General features: G+C 33.3%; 10 protein-coding genes and 7 pseudogenes. All 17 read right to left on the reverse strand.

Features of this window, described 5'->3' with window-relative positions; genetic code table 11:
* Positions 1-18: 18 nt before the first annotated feature.
* A complete protein-coding gene (locus ABLV95_RS05860; RefSeq protein WP_427704323.1) occupies positions 19-471 on the reverse strand; it encodes an acetyl-CoA carboxylase biotin carboxyl carrier protein in 453 nt (150 codons plus the stop codon).
* A complete protein-coding gene (locus tag ABLV95_RS05865) occupies positions 468-1,478 on the reverse strand; it encodes a biotin-dependent carboxyltransferase family protein (protein WP_460876612.1) in 1,011 nt (336 codons plus the stop codon). The genes ABLV95_RS05860 and ABLV95_RS05865 overlap by 4 nt, the downstream gene beginning before the upstream one ends.
* 1 nt (position 1,479) lies before the next feature.
* On the reverse strand, positions 1,480-2,202 hold the full coding sequence (pxpB, locus tag ABLV95_RS05870; RefSeq protein ID WP_460876615.1) for a 5-oxoprolinase subunit PxpB: 723 nt from the start codon (positions 2,200-2,202) through the stop codon (positions 1,480-1,482).
* Between the two features lie 296 nt (positions 2,203-2,498).
* Positions 2,499-2,976, reverse strand: a pseudogene (gene greA, locus ABLV95_RS05875) (transcription elongation factor GreA).
* Between the two features lie 27 nt (positions 2,977-3,003).
* Positions 3,004-3,627, reverse strand: coding sequence for a uridine kinase (gene udk, locus ABLV95_RS05880; RefSeq protein ID WP_057512344.1), 624 nt, complete (start codon positions 3,625-3,627; stop codon positions 3,004-3,006).
* Positions 3,627-4,896: pseudogene (locus ABLV95_RS05885) on the reverse strand (peptidase U32 family protein). Before ABLV95_RS05885 ends, udk begins: the two are co-directional and overlap by 1 nt.
* A 13-nt stretch (positions 4,897-4,909) precedes the next feature.
* Positions 4,910-5,834 (reverse strand): annotated as a pseudogene (locus tag ABLV95_RS05890) (peptidase U32 family protein).
* Positions 5,831-6,474: pseudogene (locus ABLV95_RS05895) on the reverse strand (O-methyltransferase). Before ABLV95_RS05895 ends, ABLV95_RS05890 begins: the two co-directional pseudogenes overlap by 4 nt.
* Positions 6,475-6,921: 447 nt before the next feature.
* Positions 6,922-7,254: a DUF1292 domain-containing protein gene (locus ABLV95_RS05900; protein WP_285323293.1), complete on the reverse strand. Its 333-nt coding sequence runs from the start codon at positions 7,252-7,254 to the stop codon at positions 6,922-6,924.
* 16 nt (positions 7,255-7,270) lie between these two features.
* Positions 7,271-7,699: a Holliday junction resolvase RuvX gene (gene ruvX / locus ABLV95_RS05905; protein WP_002507439.1), complete on the reverse strand. Its 429-nt coding sequence runs from the start codon at positions 7,697-7,699 to the stop codon at positions 7,271-7,273.
* Positions 7,700-7,702: 3 nt separating this feature from the next.
* A pseudogene (locus ABLV95_RS05910) lies at positions 7,703-7,964 on the reverse strand (IreB family regulatory phosphoprotein).
* A gap of 68 nt (positions 7,965-8,032) precedes the next feature.
* Positions 8,033-10,663 (reverse strand): alanine--tRNA ligase, encoded by a 2,631-nt coding sequence (gene alaS / locus ABLV95_RS05915; protein ID WP_427704314.1) that lies wholly within the window; start codon positions 10,661-10,663, stop codon positions 8,033-8,035.
* Positions 10,664-11,016: 353 nt separating this feature from the next.
* Positions 11,017-13,412: pseudogene (locus tag ABLV95_RS05920) on the reverse strand (ATP-dependent RecD-like DNA helicase).
* Between the two features lie 3 nt (positions 13,413-13,415).
* Complete coding sequence (locus tag ABLV95_RS05925; protein ID WP_460872694.1) at positions 13,416-14,081, reverse strand: tetratricopeptide repeat protein; 666 nt, start codon at positions 14,079-14,081, stop codon at positions 13,416-13,418.
* A gap of 124 nt (positions 14,082-14,205) precedes the next feature.
* Positions 14,206-15,318 (reverse strand): tRNA 2-thiouridine(34) synthase MnmA, encoded by a 1,113-nt coding sequence (mnmA, locus tag ABLV95_RS05930; protein WP_069815461.1) that lies wholly within the window; start codon positions 15,316-15,318, stop codon positions 14,206-14,208.
* Positions 15,319-16,462, reverse strand: a pseudogene (locus ABLV95_RS05935) (cysteine desulfurase family protein). It abuts the gene before it with no gap.
* 60 nt (positions 16,463-16,522) lie between these two features.
* Positions 16,523-18,154 carry a Sal family ABC-F type ribosomal protection protein gene (gene sal / locus ABLV95_RS05940; RefSeq protein WP_460876618.1) on the reverse strand — a complete coding sequence of 544 codons (1,632 nt, stop codon included), beginning with the start codon at positions 18,152-18,154 and terminating at the stop codon, positions 16,523-16,525.
* Positions 18,155-18,285 lie beyond the last annotated feature (131 nt).

The raw sequence follows: 18,285 nt of genomic DNA on the forward strand, positions 1-18,285 counted from the left end.
AACGCCCCTTTCTTTCACTTATTTTATTTTAATAATCGTCTGATTATATTCGACATTCGCACCATGTTCTACTACGATTTCCTTCACTACACCATCTACGTCACTTTTCACTTCATTCATTACTTTCATCGCTTCAATAAAACCAATCGTATCACCTTTATTTATTTCATCACCAACATGAATGATGGGCTCAGTAAGCTCTTTTTCATCTTGTTGGAAGAACGTACCTACCATTGGTGATTTAACTTCCTTAAAGTTGTCATAGTCCTCTGCTTGACCGTCTGCTACAATTTGATTTTGATTGAACGCTTGGTTTGCTACAGTTTGTGAACTATTATCGGAAGAAAATGAATGCACTTTATTATCATTAAAATCTATTGCTATTTCACTTTTACTATCTTTGTATTCAAATTTCTTAACTTCATTTTCTTTTACTAATTTTATTAATTGCTCGATTTTTTCAAGATTCATTTTAATTCCCCTTTTAGTAATTTTTTGATACGTGAAGCCGTTGGTCTGAATTGAGCCGTATTATAAATAGGTGTATCGATTGTATTTTCTAATACTTTCTTGAAATCTAATTCTTGTTGTTTTAATTTTTTTGTTGTCGCTTCAATCGTTGTCCATTCAAAATGTAGCACGTCCCCTGGTTGTTTCTGTGCTAAAATATGTAAATCTGAAGCACATACAGTAGCAATTTTTGTATAACCACCAACTGTTTGTTTATCATTCAATAAAATAATTGGATTGCCATCGTTTGGAACTTGAATGCTACCTAAAGCTACTGGTTCAGAAATGATATCCGCAGAATCTGTTGGTGAAATTATCTCACCTTGTAAGCGATATCCCATGCGGTCTGATTTTTCAGAAATTTTAAAATCAACTGTTGTTAATTTATCTTGCGCATCTTGAGTGAAACGATTTATTTGTGGTCCTTCGATAATTTGAATTGTATCTTTATTAAATGGTTCAGTATTTAATTCTAAACTGTAGCCTACTTTAGAAAGGTATGTATCATCTTGTTTACACAAAATTACATCATCTCGTTTTAAGGCACGTCCCTTATATCCTCCGATATGACTACGTGTATGAGTAGCATAACTACCAGTCGCAATTGGAACATACAGGGGTTTACCTAACAAAATATAACCTCTCGCACCATTAACTACGGCACCTAGTTCCAATATATCGCCTTTTTTTACTGAAGTTACTGTTTGAACATCAATCACTTCATCATTTATCTTGGCATTAAATTGTGCACCAGTGATAATAAAAGAATTATCTTCTAAAAATTGAAGTGTTGGCCCAATGATTGTGCATTCAATTGCAGGCCCTTCATTTCCAATAAGTGTTTGACCTAATCTATATGCATATTGATCTAACACGCCCGCATTTGAAAATCCTTGGTTTTGAAAACCAATTCTACCTTGATCTTGTATTGTGCTAAATAGTCCAGGATTCAAAATTTTTATAGACATATTAAATTTTCACCCACTTTTCTATATCAAAATTGTCATGTTGTTGTTCATCTAATATACGATGGTATGTTTCTTCTTCAATAGCATAAAATTTTATATAGTCTCCTGCGCCATATAAACACATAGGTTCTCTATGAATATCAAACACTTTAATTGGCGTGCGTCCTATAATTTGCCAACCACCAGGCGATTGTTTTGGATATAGTCCTGTTTGATTATTAGCAATACCTACAGAGCCTGCATGAATGCTTGTCCTTGGTTCTTGCCGTCTTGGCGTATGTAATTGTGTATCTAATCCTCCTAAAAAAGGAAAACCAGGCATAAAACCTAGCATATAAATTAAATAAGCATTTTCAGTATGTATTCGTATAACCTCTTTAGTAGTTAAATTGTTATGTGATGCTACCTCTTGAATATCTTGTCCATAACTTCCACCATATAACACTGGTATATTAATCGTTTGTGTTGGTGTAGCTGTATCATTAAATTTTGTTATCTCTATTTGATTTAAATTAAGCGCTTTAATTATATGGGTTAAATCACTTTTACTGATATCAATGGTTAACATAATTGCACGATACGAAGCAACTACTTCAATAATAGTCGGATTGTTTTGTGCTTTAATATATTGTTCAACGCGTTGTACCTTTTGAAACGTATCAGGATCAATACGCTCTTCAAAATAAATCATAATCGTTTGTTCATTAATTAATTTATAATTCAAAGATTATGCCCCCTTTATTACATTTACAATATAGTTTATCTTCAGATAAACTATATTGTGCACATGCTATTGATAGTATATCATTTATTTTAAAATTGTGTTTAATAGAAAAAGTTATTACTAATAATAACTAAACGTTTATTAAACAAAGTATATTAGTAAATAAAATAGCAATATTATTCTAAAATTTCATTCTTATCATTAAGTTAACAAAATGTTACCATCAAGTATATAAATACTTTTGCATAGTGTAAAATCCCCCTAAATATCCTTGAAGATATTTAGGGGGATTAATTTTATTTAATATTTTTAATAATAACGTTTATTTCGCCACCATTTGGTAACGGTACACGTACTTCATCTTCTAATTTCTTACCAATTAAACTTTTAGCCATTGGCGATTCATTAGAAATCTTACCATTGAATGCATCAGATTCAGCCGAACCAACAATTTGGTATTCTTCTTCTTCTTCGCCTGGTAATTCTACAATTGTTACTGTTTTACCAATTTTAACTTCATTGTTATCACCAGTATCTTCGATAATCTGTGCATTACGTAACATATGTTCTACACGTTGAATATCTTGTTCGATAAATCCTTGTTCGTCTTTTGCGAGCATCGTACTCTGAGTTCTCAGATAAGTCACCAAAAGAACGTGCTACCTTAATTTTTTCAACGACTTCTGGTCGTTTAACTGTTTTTAATTCTTCTAACTCATGTTCTAGTTTCTCAAAACCCTCTTGAGTCATTGGATATTGTTTTTGATTTTCCATTATGTCATCTTCCTTTACATATACATACTATTGTTTACTTACTAAAGTTTGAATCTTTGTCGTCATTATATCGATTGCTACTTTATTACTGCCACCTTCTGGAATAATAATATCTGCATATCTTTTAGTAGGTTCTATAAATTGATTATGCATTGGTCGCACCACATTTAAATACTGATTTATAACAGAATCCATAGTACGGCCTCTTTCTTCAGTATCTCGAAGTAACCGTCTTAAGATACGCAAATCAGCATCAGTATCAACATAAATTTTGACATCCATTAAATCTCTTAATGTTTTGTTTTCAAGCGCAAATATACCTTCCACGATAATAACATCTTTTGGCTCAAATGCAATCGTTTTATCACTTCTCGTATGATTTGAATAATCATACGTTGGAACTTCAATTTGTTTCCCATTTCTCAAATCATTTAAATTCTCGATTAACAAATCATTATCAAATGCAAATGGATGGTCATAATTGGTTTCCAAGCGTTCATCAAAAGTTAAATGCGATTGGTCTTTATAATAATAGTCTTGAGCCAATAGTGCAACACTATGACCTTCTAAATTCTTCATAATTTCATTTGTTACTGATGTTTTCCCTGATCCAGAACCGCCTGCAATTCCTATAATTGTCGTACTATTCATTATCCAATTTCCTTTCTCATCATGTTGTTGGCATAAATTGGATGATCGACTTTGATTTGCACGATTTGCAATGGGTGGCGTGCAAGCATCAAGTTCATTACCTTCTTCATCATAAATTGTATCCACAACTTGTCTAAATGTTTCAATTTCAGGGCCAAAAAATTCGATTTCTTGTCCAGGTTCAAATTTATTACGTTGTTGCACTGTAGCTATATGGGTAGAACTATCATAATCTAATACTAAACCACAGAAGTCAAATGAAGCATTCTTTTTATTTTGTTGCCCAAACATTTGTTCTTCATAACCTGGCGTACCTTCAATAAACGCTGAAGCCGTATCTCTATTGGCACATTTATCTAATTCGATTAACCATTCTGGCTTGATTTTAAAATGTTCTGGATCCTCCGCATAAGCATCGATGACTTTGCGATACACAGAAACAACTGTTGCAATATAGTGAATAGATTTCATACGTCCTTCAATTTTTAAAGAATCAACACCAATATCCATCATTTTTGGTATAGCTTCGATTAGTTTTAAATCTTTAGGACTCATTGCAAATGGCGCAACTTCATCATCGCCATAGAATAAATCTAAATCGCCGTCTTGATCTATATGTAACAAGTCATAATCCCAACGACAACTTTGACAACAGCCACCTCTATTGGAATCGCGCGCTGTCATATGATTGCTTAAAGTACATCTTCCTGAATAAGCAATACACATCGCACCATGTATAAAAGACTCAATTTCAATATCTATTTTTTCTTTCATCTCTTTCATTTCCATTGCTCCAGTTTCACGAGCTAATACCACTCGATCTAAGCCTTCTTCTTTCCAAAATTCAACGGCTTTATAATTTGAAAGAGATTGCTGTGTAGATAAATGTATCTCTAATTTAGGAGCCACTCGTTTACATGTTTCAATAATCAGAGGGTCAGCAACGATAATGCCTCTTGCACCAGTTAAGGCCAAATCACGCAAATAATCATCTAATCCATCTATATTTTCGTCATGCGCAATGATATTTGTAGTGACATAAATTTTAGCACCATAGCGTTGAGCAAATTCAACGCCTTCTTTAATTTCATCCATTGTAAAATTATCTGCATTTGATCTTAAACCGTATTCTTGTCCACCGAGGAACACAGCATCTGCCCCATAGTGTACTGCAATTTTTAATTTTTCTAAATTACCAGCGGGTGCCAGAAGTTCAGGTTTATTCATTTTAGGTTTATTATGTAATTTAACTTCTTCTAAAACTTTCACTGTTAAACCTCCATCAATATACTGTTTGTTTAAATAAAAAGCCTTCGTCAAACGGACGATGTTCTGGTTGTATAGCTTCAATTGGATCGACAAGCATAAATTTTTCATCTTCATAAACTTCAGGATCTTCATTATATAAATCAATGGCTTCTCTATATTGTTCTGTACATACGTTAATATACGTTTCTGATTGTAATACACCATCTATTTTCAATGCATCTATACCAACTGCTAAAAGTGGTTCTAGCTCTTCAATTAGACATATATCATTAGGTGACATGATATGTGTGCCATTATAATCCTCATACACGGGATATTTATTATCACGTTCTTCATCGTATAATAATAATTCATTTGCTTCTTTATTTCTTTCAATTTTCATTTGTCGTTCTTGAAATGTATAATAATTGCCTAATAACATACGTTTAGATTGGAACATGCAAGTCATTCCATGCACTTGAACTTCAATCTCAACATCAGCGTTTTCTTTAATGTTAATAATCTCTTCTAAACTAAGTTCTCTAGCTAATTGAGCACGTTGTGCACCTTTTTTACCCCAATAATTACATTGAAAGTAATTGGTAACTAGTGCTTCAGCATCCCAATTTAATGGAATTGGATGTGCTTGTTGTTTTACAAACATAACCACTGCTTGGGTCACCAAATATAATACGGTCTACTTTAATTTCATGCAAAAAATTAATATAAGACGCCAATGCGTTCAGATGATAATTATGAAAAATGCCATTAACTGCGGCATAAGCTTTTTTACCTTGACTGTGTATTAAATCCACAGCTTTTATCATGTCATCTTTATTAAATTCACCTGCAAGTCTTAAGCCGAATTTTTGTTCGCCAATTACAAAAGCATCAGCACCTTTTTCAATTAATACTTCAATATGTTCAACAGATTTGGGTGTTACTAATAATTCTGTCATTTTGATTCCCCTTTAATTGAAATTGCCAAACCATCATCCATGTTTAAAAAATTAGTAGTATAATCTGTGTGATTCATTAACCATTCATTGTAATCTTGTACTTTCTTTACCATTTGTCGGACATTTCTATTACGAACAACAGAGATATCAGATACAAAGCCGTGATAAAGTACATTGTCAGTAACAACGATGCCACCTATTTTTAATAAAGGCGTATAAAGTTCAAAAAACTTTTTAGATTGTGCCTTCAGTCGCATCAATAAATATCATATCATAGTCTGCGATCACTCACATTTTCAACTTGCTCTAATGCATCGCCTTCAATTAATCTGATTTGGTTATAATATTGAAATAACTCAATATTTTCTTTCGCTTTATCTTGCATTTCTACATTACGTTCAATTGTAGTCACATTAATTTTTTCAGAAATAGAAGCAAATTGCATTGCGCTATAACCAATTGCAGTTCCAATTTCTAAAATATTAATAGGTTTATGTAATCTAATAATTTGTTTTATCATTTCTAAAGTGAGCTTATCAACGATGGGCACTTGATTTTCCTCTGCATAGGTTCTTAATGATTCAATATTTTTATCAGTTTGCTTATGCAAATTTAACAAATATAACTGATTATTATCCATTTTCATAACTTCCTTTGTTGTAAAATGATACTTTTTGTTTAAATAATAAAATAAATCAGTCAGAATAAATTGACTGATTGTCTGCAATAAAAGTAATTGGTAACTCGCTTTTTATAAGGATACGCGTTCGATTATTGATATTTAAATATATCATCAATATACATAACGTACGATTGAAATTAACTTTATATATTTTACCATAAACTAGCACAAAATATAAGTGTAAATTGTGTTTCAAAGCTGTGCTGAGCTTTATATAGTTGTTTTCCAAAACGGAAGCCTCTGTTTAGAATATGAGCTGAACAGGGACTTATGCCAACAATATAAAAAACTGTCAACAAAACCTCACACGTTTGTTGACAGCAAGAAAGGATGATTTCTAGTGAAATCATCCTTTAGTTATTTATTCGTCGCTATACGAGGCTATATGTGGCCTCTACAGTGATTTTATTCGTGGTCGTGATCGTGGTCATGATCATCCATTTCAGTATTAACTACTTCTTCAATCATGTCCCATTCTTCATCTGTTTCAACTGGTAAGAATTTACCACCTTCACCATTTTCGTCTGGTTCATTGATCATTGGTACTAATTCAACTAAATCTTCATCATCAGATTCAGCGCCTTCTTCAGCAAGAATAACATATTCTTTCTTGAATTCTGGGTGGAAAAATTCTAAAACTTTACGGTATAAAACTTCATTACCTTCTTCATCATATAGTGTTAATAATTCCTCTTCGTTGTTAATTTCTAATTCTGCATCTTTATTTTGTTCTGTCATTATTAAACGCTCCTTTTTATTGAATAGAGTCTAAATAGCCTTGCAGTATAAAAACTGCTGCCATTTTGTCTATTACTTTTTTTCGTTTCTGTCTAGAAACATCTGCTTCCAGTAAAGAACGTTCTGCAGCCATGGTACTTAATCGTTCATCCCACATAATTATCTCTACAGATGGCAGTGCTTCTTGAAGTTGCTCCTTGTATTGTAACGAAGCCTCGCCTCGAAATCCAATAGAATTGTTCATGTTTTTAGGTAAACCTATAACAACAGAGCCAACATTCTCTTTTTTTATAATTTTTACTAATTGTTCAATACCTAGTTCATTGTTTTCTTCGTCTATACGGAGTGTGTCTAATCCTTGGGCTGTCCAACCCATTAAATCACTTACTGCAATGCCAACAGTCTTACTTCCAACGTCTAAACCTAATATTTTATGCTTTAACATATATTATTTTGAATTCTCTTGTAAATAATTCGAAACAAGTTCTTCCATAATATCGTCACGATCTATGCGGCGTATTTGGTTTCTGGCCTCGTTATTACGAGGTATATAAGTCTGGATCACCTGATAGTAAATAACCTACGATTTGATTTACAGGATTGTATCCTCTTTCTTCCAACGTATTATAGACATTTTGCAATACTGTTTTGACATCTTCTTTTGGAATTTCATCGTAATTAAACTTCATTGTTTTATCAAAATTTTCCATTCTTTTAGCACTCCTTCGTATCAAGTAAAAAAGTTCTTATTTACATTCTACATTACTATGCACTGAAGTTATAGAGATTTAATGTAATCTTTAATGAAACGTAATGATTCTGTGATGTTTTCAGGTTGAGTACCTCCACCCTGAGCCATGTCAGGACGGCCTCCGCCTTTTCCTCCTACAATAGGTGCCATGTTTTTAATAATATCTCCTGCTTTCACTTTAGCAGTTAATTCTTTTGGTACAGTGGCAACTAATGATACTTTTCCATCCACGTTACTTACTAATACGATTACTGTATCTTGTAATTTCGATTTAAAGTCATCCATCGTTTCACGAATTGCTTTGGCATTTGCAACTTCAACTTCTGTTGCTAAAACTTTCAAGCCATTTATATCTTCAACTTGGTTAGTGATATCACCCATTTTCAAGGCTGTAACTTCTTTGTTTTTTTGCTCTAATTGTTTTGTAAGTTCTTTTTCATCAGATTGCATTTGCACTATTTTTTCAAATACTTGTTCATCTGTTTTAACTTTAACTTGAGTCTTAACAGCATTAAATTTCTCTTGTACAGATTCTAAATATAGAAATGCTGATTTACTTGTAAATGCTTCGATACGACGCACGCCTGCACCTGTACCTGATTCACTAACAATTTTAAACAATCCAATTTCAGACGTATTATTCACATGGATACCACCACATAATTCAATAGAGTATGGTGCCATATTTACAACTCTTACTACATCACCATATTTTTCACCAAATAGTGCCATAGCACCTATTTGCTTAGCCTCATCAATTGGCATTTCTTGGATATTAACATCGATGCTATTCCAAATTTCTTCGTTAACACGTTGTTCAACACGATCAATTTCTGCTTGACTCATAGGACCGAAATGTGAGAAATCAAATCTTAAACGGTCTGCTTCAACCAATGAACCAGCTTGATTAACATGATCGCCTAACACTTCTTTTAAAGCAGCATGTAACAAGTGCGTGGCACTGTGGTTTTTCTTGATTGTACGGCGGTCTTCGTGATTCACGCTTGCAGAAACTTCAGCATCTTTTCTAACTGTTCCAAACTGAACTTCACCTGTATGTAAGTTCTGCCCGTTTGGTGCTTTCGTTACTTCAGTCACGGCAATTTCAAATTGTTCGTTACTGATTATACCTTGGTCTGCAACTTGTCCACCACTTACAGCGTAGAAAGGTGTTTCACTTAATACAAAATGAATTGTTTCTCCAGCTTCAACTGTATCTACTAATTCTCCGTTATAGATAATATCAGTAATCGTTGTTGCTTTATCCATGATGTCGTAACCTACAAACTGACTTTCAGTAGTTATTTTTTTCAATACTTCACTTTGAACCTGCATAGATTGAGAACTTTGACGTGCTTGTCTTGCTCTATTTCTTTGTTGTTCCATTTCAATTTCAAAAGTCTGCATATCAACAGAAAGGTTTTCTTGTGTTGCGATCTCTTCAGTTAATTCAACTGGGAAGCCATAAGTATCATATAATTTAAACGCATCTTTACCATTGATTTCCTGAGTTGAATCTTTAGCTTTTGCAACTAAATTATTTAATATCGCAAGTCCTTCTTCTAAAGTTTCGTGGAAACGTTCTTCCTCAGATTTAATAACACGTTTAATAAAATCTGATTTTTCTTTTACGTTTGGATAATAAGGTTCCATAATATCCGCAACAATATCAACCAACTGGTACATAAATGGTTCATTAATTTCTAGAGATTGACTGAATCTTACAGCACGGCGTAACAATCTACGCAATACATAACCTCTGCCTTCATTAGCAGGTAATGCGCCGTCAGCAATTGCGAATGCAATTGTACGTATATGATCAGAAATCACTTTAAAGGCAACATCATAGGCATCTTTTTCTAAGTACTTTTTGCCAGAAACTGCTTCAACTTCATGAATAATAGGCATAAATAAATCAGTTTCATAATTTGTACGTACATTTTGGGCGATAGAAGCCATTCTTTCTAGACCCATGCCAGTATCAATGTTTTGATTTGGTAATGGTGTATAAGTGTGATCTTTATTATGATTAAACTCGCTAAACACTAGATTCCACACTTCTAAAAAGCGTTCATTTTCTCCACCAGGATACATTTCTTCTTCAGGATCATCATGACCAAATTGATCGCCACGATCATAGAATATTTCAGTGTTGGGACCAGATGGACCTTCACCTATATCCCAGAAATTACCTTCAATACGGATGATTCTACTTTCTTCTAATCCCATTTCTTCATTCCAGATTCTATATGCTTCCACATCTTCAGGATGAACTGTGACATAAAGTAATTTCGGATCCATTGCCATCCATTTCTCACTTGTTAAAAATTCCCATGCAAATTGGATTGCTTCTTTTTTAAAATAATCACCAATTGAGAAGTTTCCTAACATTTCAAAGAACGTATGGTGTCGTGCAGTAAAGCCTACGTTTTCAATGTCATTAGTACGAATTGCTTTTTGTGAATTCACTATACGAGGTTTTCTCGGTGTTTCTCTACCATCAAAATATTTTTTCAATGTAGCAACACCAGAGTTAATCCATAGTAAAGAATCATCATCAATAGGCACTAACGGCGCTGAAGGTTCAACCATGTGTCCCTGTTCAACGAAATAATCAATAAAACTTTGTCTAATTTCACTAGCTTTTAAGTTTTTCATCCTTAAAATTCCTCCATCTCAAATCAAGTTATAACAGTTATAAGAAAAAATTGAAAATAAAAAACGCCCATCCTCATAAAAGGGACGAACGTTTCGCGGTACCACCCTGGTTATAAGCATTAGTAAATCTATTTCTATCTAAACTTTAAAGATTTACATATCAGACGATAGTTATTCTTAAAATTTACTAACTCACACTTATCACTTAATTAGTTAATATTTATACTGACATAAAGCAGCGTTCAACTGTATTATCTGTACTTTCCACCAACCAGTACATCTCTTGTTGTCTAACACAGTCTACTCACCTTTATGCTAAGTTAATTATATTGTATTTACTTTCGTTACTAATGTCAATCTTCTACAAAGTCGTATGGTGAAATGTCTCCCATGTTGATCATTGGGTTAATTTTAAAGATATTATCTTCAGTCAAAATGATGTCTGCATCAATTGTTTTACTGATTGCAATACTATCTTCAGCATCTTCAGTTACTTCGTTGCTGAAATAAGTTTTCAGAAATGTGCATAATTGTGTCATTCTCACTTGACCGTGTGTTTTCAATCCAATATCAAATGCTTGTGGGTCACCTAAAAATATAAGCGACTGCTTCGCTCGGGTAAGCCCTGTGTATAAAATAGGTTTTTGTAACATTCTAAAATATTGTTTGACCATTGGCATAATGACTATAGGAAATTCAGAACCCTGAGACTTATGAATAGATGTGCAATATGCATGTGTTAATTCTAATAAATCTTTTCGAACAAACGTTATTTCATTGCCATCAAAATCAACGACAAGTATGTCTTTATTTAATGCATTTTCTTTCGCCCAAAATATACCTACGATTACACCGATATCACCATTGAAAATATTATCACTTGGTCGGTTCACAAGTTGTAAAACCTTATCACCTTTTCTAAAAACAACATCACCAAACTCAATTTCTCGAGTATCTTTGTCTTTAGGGTTCAATATATCTTGCAAGACTGTATTAAGTTTTTTTATACCGCGGAACCTTTATACATAGGTGCTAACACCTGAATATCACTCATGTCATATCCTTTATTTACTGCACTTGTCACTACTTTTTCAACTACTATGGGTATTTGTTCAGTCGTACATTTGATAAAGTTACGATCATGGAAACGCTGTGTGATATTAATTGCTTCGCCCAATTTCATTCTATGTGCCAACTCAATAATGCTAGAACCGTCTTGTTGTCGGTATACTTCAGTTAAATTAACACGGGGAATGACTTTTGAATCGATTAAATCTTTAAACACTTGTCCAGGACCAACAGATGGTAATTGATCTTCATCACCTACTAATATAACTTGTGCGTCTATAGGTACTGCACTCAAAAATTGATGGAATAGCCATGTATCAACCATCGACATCTCATCAATAATAATAAGTTTTGCTGATATTTCATTTTCTAATATGTCTTCAGGTTGTGTATCTTGATTCCAACCAATTAGGCGATGTATCGTCATTGCTTCTAAGCCTGTAGATTCTGCAAGCCGCTTCGATGCCCTGCCGGTAGGTGCGGCAAGCACAACTGGGTAATCGTCATTCTGGTAATCATCATAGTCTAACGATAATCCATGGATTTCTGCATATAACTCTACGATACCTTTGATTACTGTCGTTTTACCAGTACCTGGACCCCCAGTGAGTAGCATGATTTTAGTATTGATTGCAGTTTGCGGCGCGTCTCTTTGTGAGTCGGCATATGTTACTTCATTACGGTTCTCTATTTCACCAATTTCAAGTAATAACTCTGATTGCTCAATTTCTTTTAATTTATTTGTATGCGTAAAATTGCGATATAAGTTTTGAACGCTTTTCAACTCTGAATAATACAAACTTGGTATAGCAACTTCATTTTCTTGTTGGATTAATTTCGTATCATTTACTAAATCTTGCAATACATTGATAAGTTGTTGTGCATCAATCATTTCTGTTGGTGGTTGAGACAACATATCTTGTGTCATTTCCAGAACATTATTTGTAGGTAAATATGTATGACCTTGTTTAATACATTCTTCTTCTAAAACATATAATAAACCCGCTTTTAAACGTTCATCATCATTAAATTGAATACCCACGTTGCGCGCTAAAGTATCTGCTTTATTAAAACCGATTCCTTTTACATCATAAACCAATTGGTAAGGTGTATTTTCAACAACTTTAAGTGTCTCACCTAAATAGGCTTGATATATTGCCATAGCGAGCTTCGGACCAAAACCTAAATCGTGAAGGCGTATAATAATTTGTTCTGTTTCTTGATTACTGGCGATTTGTTCTGCAATTTGCTTTTGTTTCTTTTTCGGTAGACTCGGTACTTTTTCTAAAACGGCAGGGTCATTGAGTATATCGCTTATGGCATTCTCGCCTAACTTATTTACAATGCTTTGCGCCGTTTTTTTACCAATACCTTTAAAAAGGTCACTGGATAAATAACTAATGATTGCTTCTTTTGTTTGTGGTAATTCTTTTTCAAACGTTTCAGCTTTGAGTTGCTTACCATATTTAGAATGTGTTACAACTTGACCTTTAAACGTATAGACATCACCTTCAGCAATTTCTGGAAAAAACCCTACAATTGTAGGCATTGAATCGAAATCTTCATTTGTTTCAATTGTATCTACCTTTAAAACCGTATAAAAGTTTTCTTTATTTTGAAATAAAATGGCATCTACGGTTCCTTTAATCATTGAATTATTAAATAATGTAGGGTCTTCCATTAGTTATTCCTCCTCTGCTATAGATTTAAAAGTTTTAATTGCGTGTTGGCTCATCACGTGTTCTGGATTAGCCTCTACTGCACGTTCAAAAATTTGAATTGCTTGTGTTGTATCTTCAGTTTGCATATAAGTAGCTAAGCCTAGATTATATAAAGCATCTGAATGCTTTTCATCTAAAGTTAATACATGGTTCAATTGAGTCATTGCTTGTTCAAACATTTCTAAATGACATAATACAAGACCATATTGAAATTGAACTTCCACGTCTTTACGGTCATCTTTTTCAGCGACAGTCATTAGGAACGGTAATGCCTCTTTAAATGCCTCTAGTTGATTAAATGACATACCAATCATATAATTCGTATCCACTAAATCTACTTTGTATTTTAGCGCTTGCTGATATAGTTTGATTGCTTCACTAAAACGTCCTTCATTATAATATACATTACCTAAATTATAATAAATCGCACCATTCTCTGGGTCGAGTGTTATTGCTTTTTGAAAAAACTTTTCAGCCTTTTCAACTTCACCCGCTTCAGCGATTAGAATACCCGCATTTATGTAATTTTCAACTTCTTTAGGATTTTCTTCAATATTTGCAAATAATGCTGTTAATGCTTCTTCAATATTACCTTGTTTAATTAATTTATATATTTGTTCTTGATCCAATTTAAACCCTCATTTCTGACTATTCATTATAACATTTGCTCATCTTTTTTAAATCATATTTTAGAAAAAGAAATCGTTAGTTACTATAATATATAGCTTACTAACGATTTCTAAGTAAAATGTATTAAACGACGTAACTTAACTGACCTGATTCTTTGAATACATCATCAATTGTAGCGCCACCTAAACATACATCACCATCGTAAAGTACGACAGATTGACCCGGTGTGATTGCACGAACTGGTTCAGCAAATGAAACGCGAATTGCATTGTCATTTTCTTTTTTAACAAATACTTTAGTATCTTTTTGGCGATATCTAAATTTAGCAGTACATTCAAAGCCTTCTTCTAAATCAACCGTATTCACAAATGAAATGTCAGAAGCGATTAAATAGTCACTGTATAGTGCCTCATGATGAAAACCTTGTTCTACATATAACACGTTGTCGTCTAGATTTTTACCTACTACAAACCATGGATCTCCATCTCCACCAATACCAAGACCGTGACGTTGACCAATTGTATAGTACATTAGTCCTGCGTGTGTACCAATTTTATCCCCTGCTAATGTAACCATATCACCAGATTGAGCCGGTAGGTATTGTGATAGAAATTCTTTGAAATTACGTTCTCCTATAAAACAAATACCTGTAGAATCTTTCTTTTTCGCAGTAGCTAAATCTTGTTCTTCAGCAATACGACGTACTTCTTTCTTCTCAATATCACCTATTGGGAACATAACACGAGATAATTGATCTTGCGATAATTGATTTAAGAAATAAGTTTGGTCTTTGTTATTATCGACACCACGTAACATTTCAACATGACCATCTTCATGGCGTCGTATGCGAGCGTAATGACCTGTTGCAACATAATCTGCACCTAATTTTAATGCATGTTCTAAGAATGCTTTAAATTTAATTTCTTTATTACACATTACATCTGGATTAGGCGTGCGCCCTTTTTTATATTCATCTAGGAAATAAGTAAATACTTTATCCCAATATTCTTGTTCGAAATTAACAGCATAATAAGGTATACCGATTTGATTACATACAGCGATTACATCATTATAATCTTCTGTAGCCGTACAAAACCCACTCTCATCAGTATCATCCCAGTTTTTCATAAAAATGCCTATGACATCGTAACCTTGTTCTTTTAATATGTGTGCCGTTACAGAACTGTCTACGCCACCTGACATACCGACTACCACACGTGTATCTTGATTTGACAACTATATTTCCTCCTTAAATTTGTGATAAATTTTGTGTATTTCTGCAGTTATATATTTAATTTCTTGTTCAGTCGTTTGTTCATTAAAGCTAAATCTTACAGAGTGTTTTGCGCGTTCTTCATTGCCATACATTGCTATTAATACGTGCGATGGTGTTGTTGTTCCTGCTGTACATGCGGAGCCTGACGAGACATATATATTAGATAAATCCAATAAGGTGAGCATCGTTTCTACATCAACGAAAGGCAAATATAAATTAACGATATGTCCTGTTGAATCTGTCATAGAACCATTCAATTCAAATGGAACCGATCGCTCTTGTAATGTCACGAGAAATTGATTTTTCAAATTCATTAAATGAACGTTATTATCGTTTATATGATTATTGGCTAAAGCCAAAGCCTCAGCTAATCCTACAATTTGCGGAAGATTTTCTGTACCAGCTCTTCGTTTTGCTTCTTGTTCTCCGCCTAATTGTGGGAATTGCAATATTGTTTCATCTTTGACTAATAACGCACCCACACCTTTAGGGCCTCCAAATTTATGTGCAGTAATACTCATCACATCTATGTTAAATTCATGAAAATCTATTTCAAGATGGCCTATTGCTTGAACTGCATCAACATGGAACAAAGCGTTAGATTCAGCGATGATGTCGTCAATGTCATACATAGGTTCGACTGTGCCAATTTCGTTATTAACAAACATGATTGACACTAAAATTGTTTCATCCGTAAGTGTCGCTTTTAATTGGTCTAGTTGTATTAAGCCTTCGTGATCCACATCTAAATAAGTGACTTCAAAGCCTTCTTTTTCAAGTTGTTCAAATACATGGAGTACAGAGTGATGTTCAATTTTAGATGTAATGATGTGTTTACCTTTATGTTGATGTTCGTACGCAATACCCTTTATTGCAGTATTATTAGATTCAGTAGCGCCACTTGTAAATATAACTTCACTTGGCTTAGCACTAAATATCTTCGCTACAGTTCTACGCGACTCATCGAGATATTTTCTTGCATCTCTTCCCATACTATGAATAGAAGAGGGATTACCATAATGAACGCTATAAACATCTATCATCTTATCTATAACTGCTTGTTTGACTGGCGTTGTTGCGAGCATAATCTGCATATACTTCCATGTTTGACACTCCTAACAATTTTATCAATGTTCCAATGATAGCACCATCTAATCAAATTTTCTAGTTGTCTGTTTCAAAATGTCCACTTTCATCAATTGTTTTGTAATCATCTATTAATTTCAATGTATCGTCTGTATTTGACCCGCGATATTGAGTAAGCGTTAAATTATGAAGTTGCTTATTGGATACTTCCCAATGTGTTGCTGTAAATCGTGATTGTAAGTACTGGTCATGTGTGACAATAAGCACTTGACCAGTGAAACTATGAATCATGTCCATAATCAAGTCCTGTGTTGCGATATCAAAATAGTTTGTTGGTTCATCTAATATCAATAAATTGGGTCTCGAGAAAAATAATAATACAAACTGTAGCCTGCTTTTTTCTCCCATTGATAAATAAGTAATGGGCTCCTTAATTTTATCTTGGTCAAAACCAAATGAAGCTAAAATCGTTTGAGCGTGATTAAGTGTCATACCTTCTAAATCTAACAAAGTATTTAAAGGGGTCTCACAGTATGTTAAATTATCATTTTGTTGATCAAAATAACCTATTTTAAGTGAAGGTGTAATATAAATATGACCTTGATCAGGTTTTAATGTTTGTCTAATCAAGCTGATTAATAGTGATTTCCCACTACCATTGCGTCCTGTAAGCAAAATGTTTTCATTATTCTTAATTTCGAAATTCGCTTGATCATAAATACAAAGGTTATTTATTGAAATACTGAAATTTTCTAGCCTTAATAAGTAGCGTTTGCGCATGTTTTCATGTTGGTCAAAATAAAACCTTCTGCCATCTTTTTCAGGTTCTTCTAGTTTATTTTCGTTTAATTTTTGATTTAATTGTGACGCTTTTACTTTTGATTTTTGCGCTAATTTACTTAATCGCTTTTGCTCAGATGGATCGCGAACACTTGTTGTTTGCTTAGAAGCAACATGCCATTCTTTAACTCTCTTGATAGTATCCTCAAGTCGCTTAACTTCTTTCTGCTGTTTTTCATAAGCATTCACTTGTGTTTGAAACTCTAAATCTATAATTTCTTTGTACTGGTTATAATTACCCGTAAATTTCCTTGTCTGCGTTCGATTTATTTCTATGATATGACTAGCAGTTGCATTGATAAATCCACGGTGATGCGATACATAAATGATTGTCCGCTTTGATTTATTCATGTGCGTTATTAAATCATTTAGCATCGTTTGATCAAGATGATTAGTTGGTTCATCTAATAGGATTAAATCTTTTTCTGAAATAATTGAACGTAATAATGCGACGCGTGTTTGTTGACCTCCGCTTAAAAGGCTAATTTCCTTGTCTAAATCAGTTTCGCTTAAATTAAATAAATTCGCCTGTGTTATAATTTTTTGTTCTAATTCATAGCCATTATATGCTATAAAATCAGCTATTTTTTCATAGTTATAAGTTATTTCTTTTTTTAATTTTAATATTTCTGGAAATAAAGATAAAATGAATTCCATTCCAGTTTCATAATAATAATCTGTCATTTCTTGCTTCATAAGATACGCATTGTCTCTATACTTTAAGTATAGTTCATTTAGTAAGGTTGTTTTTCCAACACCATTATCACCCACAAAAGCTATGTGTTCTCCTTTTTCAACACTTATATTTACGTGATTTATCAGCGTTTTACCATATTTTTCAAATGGTTTTTGAACATAATAAAAAGACATATCAATTTCCTCGCTTCCAAGGACATGACATGCCATAAATACATACTGCAATCAATCTATGCGGTTGCTTAATAATAGCTTATATTATTTACGACATGGTCATATCCTGTAACTTTTTCATTTAAATGTAG

The sequence above is a fragment of the Staphylococcus sp. Mo2-1 genome (assembly GCF_046721385.1).
Taxonomy (GTDB): Bacteria; Bacillota; Bacilli; order Staphylococcales; family Staphylococcaceae; genus Staphylococcus; species Staphylococcus equorum_A.

Excerpts from the sequence above, each read along its gene's own strand:
- udk (WP_057512344.1), bottom strand. The coding sequence starts at position 3,627 with ATGAATAGTACGACAATTATAGGAATTGCAGGCGGTTCTGGATCAGGG.
- ABLV95_RS05865 (WP_460876612.1), bottom strand. The coding sequence starts at position 1,478 with ATGTCTATAAAAATTTTGAATCCTGGACTATTTAGCACAATACAAGAT.
- sal (WP_460876618.1), bottom strand. The coding sequence starts at position 18,154 with ATGTCTTTTTATTATGTTCAAAAACCATTTGAAAAATATGGTAAAACG.
- ABLV95_RS05860 (WP_427704323.1), bottom strand. The coding sequence starts at position 471 with ATGAATCTTGAAAAAATCGAGCAATTAATAAAATTAGTAAAAGAAAAT.
- ABLV95_RS05900 (WP_285323293.1), bottom strand. The coding sequence starts at position 7,254 with ATGACAGAACAAAATAAAGATGCAGAATTAGAAATTAACAACGAAGAG.
- ruvX (WP_002507439.1), bottom strand. The coding sequence starts at position 7,699 with ATGTTAAAGCATAAAATATTAGGTTTAGACGTTGGAAGTAAGACTGTT.
- alaS (WP_427704314.1), bottom strand. The coding sequence starts at position 10,663 with ATGAAAAACTTAAAAGCTAGTGAAATTAGACAAAGTTTTATTGATTAT.